This window comes from Ochrobactrum sp. Q0168 (genome assembly GCF_016427605.1).
In the GTDB taxonomy this organism is placed as follows: Bacteria; Pseudomonadota; Alphaproteobacteria; order Rhizobiales; family Rhizobiaceae; genus Brucella.
Genome location: NZ_JAELXQ010000001.1, coordinates 730,042 through 745,716, shown reverse-complemented (window position 1 = coordinate 745,716; position 15,675 = coordinate 730,042). Strand labels below are relative to the sequence as shown.

Sequence of the window (15,675 nt, the reverse complement as noted above, 5' to 3'; positions counted from 1 at the left end):
TGTGAGGATTGTCGTCACCGGGGCAGGCGGGTTTATCGGCAGCGCAGTTGCGCGGCAGCTGAGCCAGGAAGGCCATCAGGTCACGCCCCTCTCTCGCAACGATCTGGCAGATGCGGACTTTTCGGGCATTGAGACGGTCGTGCATTGCGCGGCCCTTGCGCATCGCACGGGCGCTGAACGACCGGATGCCGATGCTTTCGATGCCGTCAATCACCGGCTGACGGTGGAGCTTGCCGCGAGGGCCAAGCAGGCGGGCGTAAACCGCTTCATCTTCGTTTCGACCATCTACACCATTGCCGGAAATCCATCGCCGTTGACGCCCGAGATGCCGCTAGCGCCAAGGGCAGACGACGGCTATGGACGCGCCAAGGCAAAGGCGGAAGCGGCTCTGCTGGCGATGACCGGCATCGAGATTGTGATTGCGCGGCCCGTGCTTGTCTACGGTCCCGGCGCGCGCGCCAATCTGCGAGCACTGATGAAGCACTGCGATGGCGCTTTGCCGCTGCCCTTCGGCATGGCGAACAATCGGCGCAGCTTCGTATCCTTACAGAATGCCGCCCGCGCGCTCGCCTTTCTGGCACAGGCTCCGGCGGACAAGGTCGCGGGGCGCGTGTTCCATCTGGCCGAACCCAAGCCGCGTTCAACACGGGAGTTGGTATCCATCGCCCGCAGCGCCATGGGGCGTCCGACGCGGCTTCTTCCCGTGCCGCCCGTGCTGATGCGCCTATTACTGACATCGCTCGGCAAAAAGGGCCTTTATGAGCAGCTTTTCGGCGATCTGACGGCGGATACATCGTCGCTGATCGAGGCCGGGTTTGAATATCTCCCCGGCGATCCGCAGATTGCAGCCATGGCCGTGGAATCCCAGAAGGCCTAGTTTTTATCGCCCACGGATTTCAGTGGCACAATGCGCGATTGCGTCTGAACAGGCGCGGTTTTTGCGATTTCCGGCTTCTTGGTCACCGAGCCGGTAATCAGCGTCGCACTGTCGGGCTTGTTGCGACCGCCGACCAGCTGATCTTCATGAACCCAACCAATCATATTGGTCTTAGGCACGATGATGCGATGCCAGCGACCGGTCTTGCCGTAGGAGCGCATCTCGCGTCCTTTTTCCACGGTGCCGATGGCTGCGGATTTGTCCCAGGCGTTTTTGTGGATGGTGAGCTGCGTCCGGGCATAGACTACCGAGGGCGAATGCGCGGGCGTGTTGACGCCCCGCGGCGGCATCATATGAGGACCTGTCGGCGCTGACGCGACGACCTGATTGGTCGGACGTAGCGGCTTTGGCGCCTGAACGGTCACTTGAGTGGGGGCTTGCACTGCTGCCTGCTGAACGGGCTTCTGTACGACAGGCGCTACGGGTGCAGAGGGACGCGGCACAGGACCAACGGCAGCGCCATAGTCCTTATCCTTGGACGGCACGGTCGGCTCTGGAGCCTTGGCGGCAACGGTCGGCTTGCTCTCCATGCGGGGCGCGGTCGATGCGAATGGATTGGTCGCGGAACGCTGGAACAGAGCGGTCAGTGCGTCCTGCGGGCTTTTATGCTGCGATGTGGCCCACAGGCTGAACGCGCCGAGACCGAGAATGGCTGCCAGCGCCAGAACGGGCGCAGACGAACCAGATCCGCCCTTGTTGGAACGGGCCCTTTTTCTCGGTGCAGCTTTTCGGGTGGGCTTGCGTGCAGCCATATGTCTGACCCCTGTTCGAATCGCGATTATCAGACGCTAACAAGTCTTCCTTCGCATTTCGTTACCTTGGCTTGGCGGGGGAGCGGCACGCCACAAATGGAAAACGCCGCTTTCGCGGCGCATCCAATTCTTCGAAAAGAAGCCGATCAATGTCCGGACGTATTACCGTCGCAAGAAGCTTCGCCGGAAACCTTATCCTGTTGCCTCTGGTTCGATTCCTGCTCTTCAACTGCCTCGCGCCACTGGGCCCATTCGCGTTCATGACGACGATAAAGTTCATCGGAAACAGTCTGGATACTCATTTCGATCCTCCGTTTAACTGGCGAAGCAAATAACATGAAGCTGTTCAGAACGTTCCATCACAAAGCGTAAGCGCTTGAAATCTAAATCGGTTTATATGTTTATAACCTTTTCAGGCCTCAATTTTCCTGAACGGAAACACCGCCTTCTCCAATTTTTAACTCAATCCCGGCGGGTTTCGTTTCTTCGCGATAGACGTAAAAAGCCAGACCAGCCGCAACGACGATCAACGCGCCGATAATCAGATAAAGCCCGTTTCTATTCACATTCGACTCCTTAACGTAATGGATGAGAATGGAACGCCTGAACGCGGCATCGGTTCCGATACGAAAACCCACGCAGCATCCGCTCGCGTGGGTTCTCCGTGACCTTCTTCACGATCAATGGGTTATGGCGGGCAGCGCTTCTGCTGGAACCATATGGGTGAAAGGCGGCAGATAGGCTTGTGCCATCACGAGAAGGCCGATGAGCGACGCCAGTGCAATCGAGTGGAAGAACACATAGCGCAGAATCTTCGATTCATGCCCGTACCACTGGGTTGCCGTGGACGCGACGACAATGGATTGCGCGTCGATCATCTTGCCCATGACGCCGCCCGAGGAATTCGAGGCGGCCATCAGCACCGGCGAAAGGCCGAGCTGTTCGGCGGTGATTTTTTGCAATCCGCCGAAAAGCACGTTGGATGCGGTGTCCGAGCCGGTGAGGGCAACGCCGAGCCAGCCCAGCATCGCGCCGAAGAACGGATAGACCCAGCCAGTCTGCGCGAATGCAAGGCCGAGTGTCGCGTCCGTACCGGAATAACGGGTGACATAGCCGAGCGCCAGCATGGCCGCGATAGTGATGAGCGAGAAACGCACCACATAGGCGGTCCTGCCGTATTCTTTCACCAGTTTGAATGGATTGAAGCCAAGAACCAGCCCGGCCACGATGGCGGAAAGCAGGATGCCCGACCCGGTGGCCGACAACAGGTTAAGCGTATAGACCGCCGCTTCTGCATGGGCTTCGGCAACGACAGGCGGTACCTTGAACACCAGATTATGCAGATAAGGCACCTGAACTTTCAGCACCCAGAGCGAATCAAGCCATGTGCGGAACTGCGGCGTGCCCCAGAGAAACACGAAGACCGACAGGATGAGCCATGGCAGCCAAGCTCGGAAAACGGTTCCGGTCGCATGTTTCTGCGGTGGGGTATAGGGCGCGGCGACCTCATCCGCATCAAGGCTTGTCGAAGTCCATATACGTTTCGGCTGCCATATCCGCAGAAATCCGGCGAGCGCTGCCATGGAACAGACGGCGGCTATCACGTCGACGAGCCACGGACCATGGAAGTTTGAAACCAGATATTGCGGAACAGCAAAGGCTACACCGGCAACCAGCAAGGCTGGCCAGACCTCCAGCATACCCTTCCGCCCGGCAAAGGCCCAGATCAGCCAGAAGGGCACGATAACCGAGAAGAACGGCAATTGCCGTCCGATCATGCCGGATAGTTGCAGAAGGTCGATGCCAGTCACGGCGGAAAGCGCGATGACCGGTGTTCCAAGCGCGCCATAGGCGACAGGCGCGGTGTTTGCGATCAGCGACAGGCCCGCCGCCGGGAGAGGGGCAAAGCCCAGCCCCATGAGCATCGCAGCGGTGACAGCCACAGGCGTGCCGAACCCCGCCGCACCTTCAAAAAAGGCGCCGAAGGAAAAGGCGATGAACAGAAGCTGGAGACGGCGATCAGGTGTAATCCCGGCGATCGAATCGCGCAGGATGTTGAATTGGCCGGTCTGTTCGGTGAGCCGATAGAGAAAAATGACGTTCAGAATGATCCAGCCGATGGGCAGAAGGCCGTAGGCTGCGCCATATACTGCGGTTGCGCCGGCCTTGTCGGCGGGCATTCCAAATCCAATGACGGCTATGACGAGAGCGGTCAGAAGACCGAGTATTGCTGCAGTATGGGCTTTCATATGGAGAAAGCCGATGCCGCCCAACAGGACGACAATTGGCAAAGCGGCAAGCAATGTTGACCAAAACATGCTGCCCAAAGGGTCATATACTTGATTCCAGGGCATGGTTTCCTCCCTTCCTGGACTGAAAACGTTCCTCTCTTCAATGCAAAATGCTTCATCATGCGGTGCGCCGATGAAGAGGCGACGGACACCGTCTTTTCCTTGGAGGTGCCTCTTGCCTTTAGATTACTTCTGTAGACGCTTGATTGGTAAACTTACTTTACCAGGACTGTCAATTCTGACTCTTCTGATACTTTAGGCACGGATATGCTGTCCAAGCACGGGAAAACACTATGTTTGTCCAGCTGACGCGATATCAGAACTGACCCTCCATCGGGAAATTACACGCCGTTACAAGCCGCTTTTTCGTCGTTATTCCCGCGCATAATAAAAGGCCTCTTTGAGAGGAGGCTGTCATGGTCACGCGCGCATTGCCGCCGAAGGAATTCGAGGCACAGAATGTTCGTCAGGGCAGACAGGGAACAGAGGTTCTGACCGTGTTGATTGCCAGTCTGATGGCGTCCATCGTCGTGTGGATGTTTGTCGGGCTATTTGGTTAGAACCGGGTAGGTAGAGCTGCACCACCCTTTCATCGCCGTTCGCTGAATGACACGGCGCGACGCTTCGCTGACGCGAATCGCGGGTGAAGGCTCATACTGAAGCTTTCACATGAAAAGCATTGTCCAGATTTCAAAGAAACATCTATTGATAGAGCGGGGGAAGGCACTGCGAGTCGTCAATTTGCGTTGACTGGTTGTGAATACCCTGCCGACGGCTGGGTCGGCATATCAATAAGGGAACCAGCCAGAGCAATTTGGGAGAATTTTAAATGCGTGTCTTGAAGCGTGTCGTCATGGCGGCATCAATTGCGACCATGGCAACCATGATCGGCGGTCTGGCAACGACTGGTGCGAATGCCGAAGCGCCACTGAAACTCATCATCGGCACCGAAGGCGCCTATCCTCCTTTCAATTTCATCAATCCGGATGGCACTTTGTCTGGCTTCGACGTGGATATCGCCAAAGCGCTCTGCGATGAAATGAAGGCCGAATGCACTTTCATCACGCAGGAATGGGATGGGACAATCCCGGCGCTGCAGGCCGATAAATTCGATGCCTATGTGTCGTCCATGTCGATCACGGAAGAACGCAAGAAGCAGGTCGACTTCTCCAACAAATATTACAACACGCCTCCAGGCATTGCCGTTCCGAAGGATAGCGATATCAAGGGCGTGACCAAAGCGGATCTCGCAGGCAAGACGGTCGGCGTTCAGGTTTCGACCACACACGCTAATTATGCCGAACATGCCTTTACTGACAGCACGATCAAGGCTTATCCGACGGCGGACGAATATCGGCTCGATCTCGCCAATGGACGTCTGGATGCCGCCAATGACGACAGCGTCACTCTGGCCGAGTGGCTAAAGACGCCAGACGGCGCCTGCTGCAAGATGGTCGGCACCTATCCGCCAGACCCGGAAATTCACGGTGTGGGCGTGGGCGTTGCCTTAAAGAAGGGGCGGCCGGAACTGCTTGAAAAGTTCAATGCCGCCATCAAGGCCATCCGTGCCAACGGAAAATACAAGGAAATCAACGACAAATATTTCGATTTCGACGCTTACGGCTCGGAAGACTGATTTTATCCGCGAATTTGCGCCGGCTTGCGATGCGCAGGCCGGTGCATTCCAGCGAGCTTTTCGCGGTGCCGGGTCGCGATCTGTGTCAACTGGTCGATTTTTTTATGAAAGTTTGAAAATAGCTCTTGCCTTGGGAAAGCGAATTCTCTAGGGAACTCAACGTCCGAAAGGGCCACGGAGCGTAGCGCAGTCTGGTAGCGCACCTGATTTGGGATCAGGGGGTCGGAGGTTCGAATCCTCTCGCTCCGACCATTTTTCCCCCACCATGATTGAACTGAAAAACCAAGCTATCCTGTGCTTGGCTCACGACGCGCGACTTTATCGCGTTGACATGGGTTGGTGGGTCTACTATTGCCTTGTTGAAATTCCGAGCCCTTAAGGGGGCGACAAGAGCATAGTCCAAGGTTCTTCAAATGGTTGCACGCATTTTCCGTCCAGCTAAGACTGCCATGCAGTCCGGTCAGGCCAAGACAGATCAATGGATTCTCGAATACGAGCCGGAAAGTCCGCGCAAGGTCGAGCCACTGATGGGCTACACGTCGTCAGGCGATATGAAAAGCCAGATTCGTCTCGCTTTCGATAGCCAGGAAGACGCCGTTGCTTATGCAAAGCGCTATGGGATTGCCTATCGTGTTGTTGAGCCGAACGAACCGAAGCGCCGCAAGGTGTCCTATTCGGACAATTTCCGCTTCGACCGCACGATGCCCTGGACGCATTGACAGCTTTCCGGGCCTTGCAATTCGCGATAAGGCCGGAACACCACCGCTCCGGATTTTACCAAAGCCCGGAGCACTCTCATTGGCTTCGCCTTTAAGACGGGGTCCCGTAGCTCAGCTGGATAGAGCACCGGCCTTCTAAGCCGTAGGTCGCAGGTTCGAATCCTGCCGGGATCGCCACCTTTCCCAAATTCCTGTTCATTTCGCTCGCTATCGTTTTTCTCACTACAATTGCCTATCACTATAGTTGCAAATTCGTCAGGCCGTGGCGAAACGAGTGATTTTCGAGCACCGGAGCGGAGCGTACTTCAACGTACGTGAGCACAGGAAATTGCTCGTTGCAGACCGGCATCACGAAGAATGCAACTGCAGCGCTATGCGGCGACGGGCGTACAAGCCGACGGATGTATCGTTGAGCATCCGCAGAAATGTCGTCCCGGTAAGGACAAGCCCAATTCTCTGTTCTGCTTCTCCTATACTAGCAGAACATAAGCCGGTCTGAGCCCGCTCCTCCGTCAGTAAAACTGTCGATATCCGGTGCATATAGCCCGATTGTCTTTCTTGTTTACAGCTTTCGCGTGTATTTCAGCAAAGGTTTAATAAGTGAAGAGGAGAGGGTATGCGTTATATTCCAACGGCGGTGGCCGGGGTCATCGGGCTGGGTTTTCTCAGTATTATTCTGGGTTCGTGGTACACGATCGATGAAGGCGAACGCGGCGTTATTCTGCGCTATGGCGCGGGCGCTGGGGTCGCTCAGCCGGGGCTTGGGGTTAAGATCCCGGTGATCGATTCCGTCGTGCGCGTTTCGGTACAGTCGAAAGCGGCGATCTATAATCAGATGGAAGCCTATAGCCGCGACCAGCAACCGGCGACCATGAATCTGTCGGTTAATTATCGCATTCCGCCTGATCGGGTTGAAGAGGTCTACGCGAATTATGGAGGTGAGGATGGCCTACTGTCGCGTCTCGTCGAGCGTCGTGTGTTTGAGGAAAGCAAGACGGTGTTCGGCAAGTTCAATGCCGTGACCGCCATTCAGGAGCGCAGCCGTCTCAATCAGGAGATTGCAGAAGCCATCCAGAACAGTGTGCGTGGTCCGGTGGTCGTCGATAGCGTCCAGATTGAGAATATCGATTTCTCTGACGCCTATGAACAGTCCATCGAACAGCGCATGCTGGCCGAGGTGGAAGTGCAACGTTTGCGCCAGAATGCCGAGCGCGAAAAGGTCCAGGCGGAAATCACCGTGACGCAGGCCAAGGCGCAAGCCGATGCGCGCCGCGCAGAAGCCGAAGCGCAGGCCGATGCAGTACGTCTTCAGGCCGAAGCTGAATCCGAAGCCATTCGTCTGAGGGGCGAGGCGGAAGCAACCGCTATCAAGGCACGCGGCGACGCGCTGCGGGACAATCCGGGTCTCGTTTCGCTGACACAAGCTGAACGATGGAACGGCCAATTGCCGTCGACCATGTTGCCGAATAGCTCGATCCCGATGCTGAATCTCAACCCGCAGACGGTGTCTGAATGATAAAAAATGGCGGGGTTTGGCCCCGCCATTTTCATGTTCTCATGGTCGGCTTAGCGCGGTTCGTGACCACGGCGAATATAGGCGCGTGGGCCATGGCCACCGGGGCGTCCGCCATGCCAGCCAGGGCGTCCGCCATCCCAGCCGGGACGATGATCCCAGTGACGGTTTCGATAGCGATAATCCGGGCGTCCCCAGTAATCACGCCGATAATAATAATCATCGCGGTCGTTGAGTGCGGAGCCGATTGCCACACCGGCGATCAGCGGGATACCGATAAGGGCGGCATTCCGTCCAAAATCATTGGAATAGCCGCTGCCAACTGTTCCTTCCTGAAAAGCAATATAGCGCGAAGACGACCAGCCACGGGTCCCGCCATAGCTCACCTGACACCAGCCATAACCAGACGTGCAGCCATGCACAGTTACCGGCGCGCCACCTGGAATGGAACCCATGGACGCATAGCGGGTGCCGGGGCCGGTACGAATATTGAGATTGGCGGTGGAGATAGCGTTTGCGGCCTGCGCCGCGCCAGCCGACAAGACTCCCAATACGACAAGAGCAGCTTTCAAAGCGAGTTTCATCGAACATCTCCCTGAATGATCGCGATGAATGACGACAATCTTTCATAAAACGAGGCTATCAGGCGAAAGTTCCTCTGTTGATCTTGGTAAACGACCAAAGGGGACGGCATCAGAGTGTGCGATGCAAATAAAAAGCGCCGGATAACCCGGCGCTTCTGATTGCAGTTTCTTTACTCATTTATTCTCAGCGCCGCTTGCACGGCGCAACGTAGATCTTGCCGTGGCGGTTGCGATATTCGCAATTGCCGTTACGCAGTTCGCGCACGAGCAAACCGCCAAGGGCGCCGGCGCCGGCACCGATCAGAGCACCGCGTCCGCCACCGGCAATGCCCCCAATAATAGCGCCTGCACCGGTGCCTATCGAGAGATCTTTTTCAGTGGTGGTGCAGCCCGAAATTGCCATCAGCGCCACCAGTCCAAGTGCTACTTTCCGCATTTCTGTGTCCTCCGTGAGTGCAGCGATACAACAAGAACGATTCGACTTGAAATCGGTTGCTCTAAAATAAAGGAGAATTTGCAGGGAAAACAGTGGCTAGTGGATTGAATTTGACGTTCGAATCCCGGCTGACAAATACGCTGTTACGAACGTTAAATTCGAAAAATCCATATAGTTACTAGTGATCTTTTTGATTCCAAAATTTGCACAGGGCGTGACCCGAGGGATGCAAATGTTGGAATCAGACCACTAGCGGCGATAACGCAGAATGACGGCAATCGCCAGGACGGCCAGACCGATGGCGATGAAACCCTGAATAATGAAAACTGCATTCATCATGATATCGTCCTTCAGCGCTGGTGGTTTTCCGTCAAGCCACCGCGCATCATGTAGTGCCATTGAAAGCACTTTGCGAAAAGTATAGAGCGCATTCCGGCTGCTGCAAGGCAACGGACATGCGCTCACATTCGATCTCGCCCGTCAGATGGCTGCAAAGCCGTTTTCAAGATCGGCGATGATGTCCGCGACGTCTTCCAGGCCGATCTGGAGGCGGATGACCGGACCCGGATAATTGCCTTTGGCAATCAGGCGGTCGGCAACACGCACCTGCAGCGCCAGGCTCTCATAACCACCCCAGGAATAGCCAAGGCCGAAAATTTTCAACGCGTTGAGGAAGGCATGGGCTTCTGCCTGTCCGCCTTTTTTCAAGACAAAGGAAAAGATACCTGACGAGCCGGTGAAGTCGCGCTTCCATATTTCATGGCCTGGATGGCTTTCGAGTGCCGGGTGCAGAACTTGTGCGACCGCAGGGTGGCTTTCCAGCCAATGGGCAACTTCAAGGGCGCTCTTGCGATGATGTTCAAGACGGATGCCCATCGTGCGCATGCCGCGCAGGATCTGGTAGGTGTCGTCGGGGCTTGCGCAAAGGCCAAGCGTGCCGTGTGTTTCCAGAAGCTGCGGCCAACACTTTTCATTGGCTGAAACAGTGCCGAACAGAATGTCGGAATGACCGGACGGATATTTGGTGGAGGCGTGAATGGTAATGTCCACGCCGAAGTCGAGCGCCTTGAAATAAACAGCAGTCGCCCAGGTGTTATCCATCATCACGATGGCGCCCCCCTTGTGGGCGACTTCTACGATGGCCGGAATGTCTTGCATCTCGAAAGTGTTGGAGCCAGGGGATTCCGTGAAGACGACCTTGGTATTGGGCCGCATAAGCGCTGCGATACCCGCGCCGATTTCCGGGTCGTAATATTCGACATCAACGCCCATGCGCTTCAATATCGTATCGGCAAAATGGCGGGTCGGGTTGTAGATCGAATCGACCAGCAAGGCGTGATCGCCGGGAGACAGGAATGCGAGAAGTGGTACAGTCACTGCCGCCAGACCGGAAGGAACGCAGACGGTTCCGGCAGAGCCTTCCAGCGCATTGATCGCATCGCAAAGCGCATCGCTGGTCGGGGTTCCGCGCGTGCCATAGGTATATTTGTGGTTGCCGGTCGCCATGGTCTCGGCATCAGGGAAAAGCACGGTCGAAGCGCGGACGACGGGTGGGTTGACGAAGCCGTGATAGTCGCGTGGCTGATAGCCATCATGCGCCAATCGCGTGTTTATCCCCAGTTTCGCCGTCTCATCTTGCTGCTTAGCCACGAAAATGCCTCCAGACCATGTTGCATGCATTCCGCCGGTTCTCATTCAGAGAGCTCTGCATGGTCGTACCGTCTACCGGATGCGACCAGATGCGGTTGGCAGAAAGATCATCGATTCCGTCTGTTGCGGAATATTTAGAAGTCCATTCGATAAGCCGCGTCAGGGCTGGATGCAACCCCGCGTTCAGTGCTTGAAGCGCAAGACGCGATGCGAAAAGGGAATAATGGAATGTCATCACCGGATTTGAAAAATACGCTTCTCAATCCGGTTTATGCGGCCCTCGAACTTGTTCGCGCTTGTCTGCGACCGGCCTACAAGGGCGCACCGTCTTCCTGGACGATGCAGATGACGGCAATCGTTGTGTTGCTACCCTTCATTATTTTGATCCTGCATCTGTGGGATGCCGATATCGTCCGGGCGGCGGCTGGAAGCAGCAATATCGTCATGGAAATTCTGCGAACGGTGACTGACGCGATCCGCACGGTCGTCTGGCTGGCGGTGGCGCTGGTCGTCTGGCTCGTTACCGCTTTCATCTTGTCGCCCGGCTATCGGGGCCAATTGCGCCCTATTCTCATGCGCTGGCACGGCTGGGCCACGCTGGTTCTGGCGTCCATCGTGGTGGCCAGCATTCCGTCGGAAATTGGCAAGCTGGCGATCGGTCGCGCGCGCCCGTTTTTGCTTGACCAATATGGCGCTGCCTATTTCTCGCCGTTCAAGGGCGAGTTTCTTTATGAAAGCTTCCCGTCCGGCCATTCCATGATGGCGGGGATCATGATGGTATCGCTGAGCATTTATCTGCCGCGCTGGCGCCTGCCGATCATTGTCGTCGGTCTGTTGTTCTGCATCAGCAGACTTGCCGCCGGCGCGCATTTCCCGACCGACATTGTGGCAGGTTGTACGATTGGGTGTGTCGCAACCTGGTGGGTGGCTCGCTACCTGGCGACGCGAAATATTATTTTTTCGTTGGATGATAAACTGGCACTTCCTACGGTGTGATTCTGGCCGCGCTCTCTTCTATGACGGACCGTCACGGCAGAGCCTATCGCGTTTAAATATTTGTTATTACAATATTTTCTTGAAGGTTGTTTCTTTAGACGTCAAACCTCGAACTTTGTTAGCCGCACTACCCAGAAATTGGGAAACCGTGTAAAAAATGGATCCCTCCTTCAAAGCTTTTCCACGAAACGCAGATTTTACCGCCGTTATTAACTTGACCAATGCCCAAATATCGCCTTCGATAAGGCGGTGAAGGCGACAGGCGCCGCTGTGCTCGAACATAATCAAGAGGCTGGGATAAACCGGTCAGGGGCGAGGCGGTCTGCTATTGCAGCGTGGGGTGAGGAGGAGCGCACAGCTTTTTCCAGAAAAACCTATGCAACAACAATGAGAGAGACGCTCGGGCGATTTGCCCTTCGTTTCCAGGGAACAAAAAGGTTGCAGGCCAGATGAAAAATACAATTGTAATGGGATTATTGGGTGCAGCAGCGCTGTTCGGCGCAGCTTCGGGGGCATCCGCCGACACACTTTCCGACGTTAAGGCAAAGGGCTTCGTGCAATGTGGCGTGAACACCGGTCTTCTCGGTTTTGCTTCCACGAACGATAAGGGCGACTGGTCGGGCTTTGACGTCGATTATTGCCGCGCGGTTGCGTCCGCAATCTTCGGCGATCCGACCAAGGTGAAGTTTACGCCGCTCAATGCGAAGGAGCGCTTTACGGCGCTTCAGTCGGGTGAAGTCGATGTTTTGATCCGCAACACGACCTGGACTATCAGCCGCGATACCTCGCTCGGCCTTGATTTTCCGGGCGTGAACTATTTCGACGGTCAGGGCTTCATGATCAATTCGAAGAAGCTTTCCGGCATCAACTCGGCGCTTCAGCTTTCGGGCGCTTCCATCTGCGTTCAGGCCGGTACGACGACCGAGCTGAACATGGCGGACTATTTCCGTTCCAATAAGATGGAATATAACCCGGTCGTATTCGAAAAGGTCGATGAAGCCAATGCGGCTTACGATTCCGGCCGTTGCGACGCCTACACCACCGACCAGTCCGGCCTCTATGCAATTCGCCTGACACTGGCCAATCCGGACGATCACGTCATCCTGCCGGAAATCATTTCCAAGGAACCGCTTGGACCTGCCGTCCGTCAGGGCGATTCGAAGTGGGCCGATGTTGTCCGCTGGACGCATTATGCTTTGCTGAATGCCGAGGAATTCGGGATCACCAAGGCGAATGTCGATGAGATGAAGAACTCCGACAATCCGGAAATCAAGCGCCTGCTCGGCACCGAAGCCGACACCAAAATCGGTACTGATCTCGGCCTCGATAATGACTGGGTCATCAAGATCATCAAGGGTGTCGGTAATTACGGTGAATTGTTCGACCGCAATCTGGGTAGCGGCAGCCCGCTCAAGATTGCGCGCGGTCTCAATGCCCAGTGGTCGAAGGGTGGCCTGCAATACGGCATGCCTGTTCGTTAAGGACGACTGTTTTTGCATCTGACATGAGGTGGGGCTACTGGAACCCGCCTCATGCCGGATTTGTCGGCTCTTTATTCCTCTGAGAACAGGTTTTTCCGCGGGGAGCGGGATCTGTTTCGCAGCACAGGCATTTGATATGGGCGATTGCCCAATAGCGCATAGCATTTCGCTGGCCAGACATTTGAACCGGCCCGTCGCAAGAAATAATGGTTCGGCTGCATTGTCGTTTCGAGAATTACGCGCCTGCTTCGGGGCGCCGTTTCCGTTCCGAAAAATTTGCGCCTGAGCCCAAGATACAGGAAACATATGGCTTCCTATTCTGCAACTGAACGCCATGGTGGCGGTGGAACCTCACTTCTGTACGATCCGCGCGTTCGCGGCATCTTCTATCAGATTTTAGTGTTCGTCGCGGTCGTGGCGGCGATCTACTGGATCGTCGGAAACACGGTCACCAACCTGCAGCGCGCGAATATCGCCTCCGGCTTCGGCTTTTTGAAAGGCCGCGCGGGCTTCGATGTCAGCCAGACGCTGATTTCGTATAACAGCGATTCGACTTATGCCAGGGCCTTTCTGGTGGGGCTCGTCAACACGCTCTATGTTGCCGGTTTGGGCGTAATTACAGCCTCGATCATCGGGTTTCTCGTCGGTATCGGTCGTCTGTCCCGCAACTGGCTCATCCGCAAGCTCTGCACAGTCTATGTTGAAGTGTTTCGCAACATTCCGCCGCTGCTGGTCATTTTCTTCTGGTATTTCGGCATTCTGTCCACCTTACCGAACGTGCGCGAAAGCATCAGCGGACCGTTGCACACCTATATCAATACACGCGGTTTTTTCATGCCGGCACCCGTCTGGGGTGAGAGAGCATGGCTTATTCCGGTGGCGCTTGTGCTGGGTATCGTCGCGTCTTTCGTGGTGGCGCGCTGGGCCAAGCGTCGGCAGATGGCGACCGGTCAGCCCTTCCATACGATCCGTGCGACGATAGCATTGATTATCGGTCTGCCACTGGTTGCCTTCATCGCGACCGGTTTTCCGATTTCCTTCGATGTTCCGAAACTCGGCACATTCAATCTGACGGGCGGTGCCCAGATCAAGCCCGAATTCCTGGCGCTTTTCCTGGCCTTGTCCTTCTATACAGCCTCGTTCATCGCTGAAACGGTTCGCGCGGGCATTCTCGGCGTCAACAGGGGGCAGACGGAAGCGGCCTATGCGGTTGGCCTGCGGCCTGGTCCGACCATGCCCCTGATCATCGTGCCGCAGGCGCTACGCATTATCACCCCGCCTCTTTCGAGCCAGTATCTGAACCTTATCAAGAACTCCTCGCTGGCAATTGCCATCGGCTATCCGGATTTGGTCGCTGTCGGCGGCACGGTCCTCAACCAGACCGGCCAGTCGGTTGAAGTCGTGGCGATCTGGATGGTGATCTATCTGGGCATCAGCCTGGTCACATCCGCCATCATGAACTGGTTTAACGCCAAAATGGCGCTGGTGGAGAGATGACCATGGAAAATGCCGATCTCCAATATATCCGCACGCAAATGGTTGATGGCGAAAAGCCGCCGCGGTCCGTGCAGGGCTTTTCGCACTGGCTGCGCGTCAATCTCTTCGCGTCTCCGACCGATGCGGCTCTAACAATCTTCGCTCTGTTTCTGCTGGTCTGGTTTCTGCCCTCGGTCATTCAATGGCTCTTCATCAATGCGGTGTGGAGCGGAACCGACCGCACCGCCTGTCTGACCGTCGCACAGGGTGGCGCACAGCCGGATGGCTGGTCCGGGGCTTGCTGGGCTTTCGTTCATGCCAAGTATGAGCAGTTCATCTATGGCCGCTACCCCATCGATCAGCGCTGGCGGGTCAATCTGACGGCTTTGCTATTCGTCATCCTTCTCGTGCCGCTTATGATACCGAAGGTGCCACAGAAGGCGCTCAACGCCATTGCGTTCTTCTTCGTCTTTCCATTCGTGGCGTTCTTTCTGCTGGTTGGCGGCTGGTTCGGCCTGCCTTTCGTGGAAACGCCGCTTTGGGGCGGCCTTCTGGTGACGCTTGTTCTGTCCTTCGTCGGGATCGCGGTCTCGTTGCCGCTCGGCATTCTGCTGGCGCTTGGTCGCCGGTCGCATCTGCCCGTCATCAAGACATTTAGCATCATTTTCATCGAAATGGTGCGCGGTGTTCCACTGGTAACGGTGCTGTTCATGGCGAGCGTCATGCTGCCGCTGTTCCTGCCGCCGGGTGTTACCTTCGATAAATTGCTGCGGGCCCTGATCGGCGTGGCGCTGTTCGCATCGGCCTATATGGCGGAAGTGGTACGCGGCGGACTTCAGGCAATCTCGCGCGGGCAATATGAAGGCGCGGATGCGCTCGGTCTCAGCTACTGGCAGAAGACTGGACTCATTATCCTGCCACAAGCGCTGAAACTGGTTATTCCGGGTATTGTGAACACCTTCATCGGGCTCTTCAAGGATACGAGCCTCGTCTACATCATCGGCATGTTCGATCTTCTGGGCATCGTGCGCCAGAGCTTCTCCGATGCCAATTGGGCTTCTCCACAGACGCCTGCTACCGGCCTGATCTTTGCGGGCTTTGTTTTCTGGATTTTCTGTTTCGCTATGTCGCGATACTCTATATTCATGGAACGACGGCTCGACACGGGTCACAAACGATAAAAAGAACAAAAGGGAAGAATGGA

General features: G+C 55.9%; 17 protein-coding genes and 2 tRNA genes. 11 read left to right on the top strand and 8 right to left on the bottom strand.

What is annotated here, in order from left to right; translation table 11 throughout:
- Position 1: 1 nt before the first annotated feature.
- Positions 2-877, top strand: a complete 876-nt coding sequence (locus JAU75_RS03620) for an NAD-dependent epimerase/dehydratase family protein (protein WP_199054632.1) — start codon at positions 2-4, stop codon at positions 875-877.
- Here the strand turns inward: JAU75_RS03620 and JAU75_RS03615 are convergent.
- From JAU75_RS03615 to JAU75_RS03600, 4 genes are all read right to left on the bottom strand, one after another.
- Positions 874-1,689 carry a hypothetical protein gene (locus JAU75_RS03615; RefSeq protein ID WP_199054624.1) on the bottom strand — a complete coding sequence of 272 codons (816 nt, stop codon included), beginning with the start codon at positions 1,687-1,689 and terminating at the stop codon, positions 874-876. The genes JAU75_RS03620 and JAU75_RS03615 overlap by 4 nt on opposite strands.
- Positions 1,690-1,835: 146 nt before the next feature.
- Positions 1,836-1,991, bottom strand: coding sequence for a hypothetical protein (locus JAU75_RS03610; protein ID WP_199054622.1), 156 nt, complete (start codon positions 1,989-1,991; stop codon positions 1,836-1,838).
- Positions 1,992-2,108: 117 nt separating this feature from the next.
- Positions 2,109-2,327, bottom strand: coding sequence for a hypothetical protein (locus JAU75_RS03605; protein ID WP_199054956.1), 219 nt, complete (start codon positions 2,325-2,327; stop codon positions 2,109-2,111).
- Positions 2,328-2,369: 42 nt separating this feature from the next.
- Positions 2,370-4,043 (bottom strand): L-lactate permease, encoded by a 1,674-nt coding sequence (locus JAU75_RS03600; RefSeq protein ID WP_199054620.1) that lies wholly within the window; start codon positions 4,041-4,043, stop codon positions 2,370-2,372.
- A 353-nt stretch (positions 4,044-4,396) separates the two neighbouring features.
- Here JAU75_RS03600 and JAU75_RS03595 point away from each other — a divergent pair, with 353 nt between their 5' ends.
- The 6 genes from JAU75_RS03595 (at position 4,397) to JAU75_RS03570 (ending at position 7,851) form a co-directional block, all read left to right on the top strand.
- Positions 4,397-4,540 (top strand): hypothetical protein, encoded by a 144-nt coding sequence (locus tag JAU75_RS03595; protein ID WP_199054619.1) that lies wholly within the window; start codon positions 4,397-4,399, stop codon positions 4,538-4,540.
- 293 nt (positions 4,541-4,833) lie between these two features.
- Positions 4,834-5,616, top strand: coding sequence for an ABC transporter substrate-binding protein (locus JAU75_RS03590; RefSeq protein WP_371836112.1), 783 nt, complete (start codon positions 4,834-4,836; stop codon positions 5,614-5,616).
- Between the two features lie 175 nt (positions 5,617-5,791).
- Positions 5,792-5,868: transfer RNA gene (locus JAU75_RS03585), tRNA-Pro, on the top strand.
- 161 nt (positions 5,869-6,029) lie between these two features.
- Positions 6,030-6,335, top strand: a complete 306-nt coding sequence (locus JAU75_RS03580) for an ETC complex I subunit (RefSeq protein WP_199054617.1) — start codon at positions 6,030-6,032, stop codon at positions 6,333-6,335.
- Positions 6,336-6,435: 100 nt separating this feature from the next.
- A tRNA-Arg gene (locus JAU75_RS03575) sits at positions 6,436-6,512 on the top strand.
- 439 nt (positions 6,513-6,951) lie between these two features.
- Positions 6,952-7,851 (top strand): prohibitin family protein, encoded by a 900-nt coding sequence (locus tag JAU75_RS03570; RefSeq protein ID WP_199054616.1) that lies wholly within the window; start codon positions 6,952-6,954, stop codon positions 7,849-7,851.
- A gap of 50 nt (positions 7,852-7,901) precedes the next feature.
- Here the strand turns inward: JAU75_RS03570 and JAU75_RS03565 are convergent, their stop codons facing one another.
- From JAU75_RS03565 to JAU75_RS03550, 4 genes are all read right to left on the bottom strand, one after another.
- Positions 7,902-8,432 carry an SH3 domain-containing protein gene (locus JAU75_RS03565; RefSeq protein WP_199054615.1) on the bottom strand — a complete coding sequence of 177 codons (531 nt, stop codon included), beginning with the start codon at positions 8,430-8,432 and terminating at the stop codon, positions 7,902-7,904.
- Positions 8,433-8,616: 184 nt separating this feature from the next.
- A complete protein-coding gene (locus JAU75_RS03560) occupies positions 8,617-8,868 on the bottom strand; it encodes a YMGG-like glycine zipper-containing protein (RefSeq protein ID WP_199054614.1) in 252 nt (83 codons plus the stop codon).
- Between the two features lie 249 nt (positions 8,869-9,117).
- Entirely contained in the window at positions 9,118-9,267 is a 150-nt protein-coding gene (locus JAU75_RS03555) for a hypothetical protein (protein WP_199054954.1), read from the bottom strand.
- An 81-nt stretch (positions 9,268-9,348) separates the two neighbouring features.
- Positions 9,349-10,518: a cystathionine beta-lyase gene (locus JAU75_RS03550; RefSeq protein ID WP_199054613.1), complete on the bottom strand. Its 1,170-nt coding sequence runs from the start codon at positions 10,516-10,518 to the stop codon at positions 9,349-9,351.
- 228 nt (positions 10,519-10,746) lie between these two features.
- Between JAU75_RS03550 and lpxE the strand changes: the two genes are divergently transcribed.
- The 4 genes from lpxE (at position 10,747) to JAU75_RS03530 (ending at position 15,652) form a co-directional block, all read left to right on the top strand.
- Complete coding sequence (lpxE, locus tag JAU75_RS03545) at positions 10,747-11,514, top strand: lipid A 1-phosphatase LpxE (RefSeq protein ID WP_199054611.1); 768 nt, start codon at positions 10,747-10,749, stop codon at positions 11,512-11,514.
- 449 nt (positions 11,515-11,963) lie between these two features.
- The gene (locus JAU75_RS03540) at positions 11,964-12,995 is read left to right on the top strand and encodes an amino acid ABC transporter substrate-binding protein (protein WP_199054603.1); all 1,032 of its coding nucleotides are present in this window, start codon (positions 11,964-11,966) and stop codon (positions 12,993-12,995) included.
- A gap of 306 nt (positions 12,996-13,301) precedes the next feature.
- Positions 13,302-14,492, top strand: coding sequence for an amino acid ABC transporter permease (locus tag JAU75_RS03535; protein ID WP_199054601.1), 1,191 nt, complete (start codon positions 13,302-13,304; stop codon positions 14,490-14,492).
- A 2-nt stretch (positions 14,493-14,494) separates the two neighbouring features.
- On the top strand, positions 14,495-15,652 hold the full coding sequence (locus tag JAU75_RS03530; protein ID WP_199054600.1) for an amino acid ABC transporter permease: 1,158 nt from the start codon (positions 14,495-14,497) through the stop codon (positions 15,650-15,652).
- Positions 15,653-15,675 lie beyond the last annotated feature (23 nt).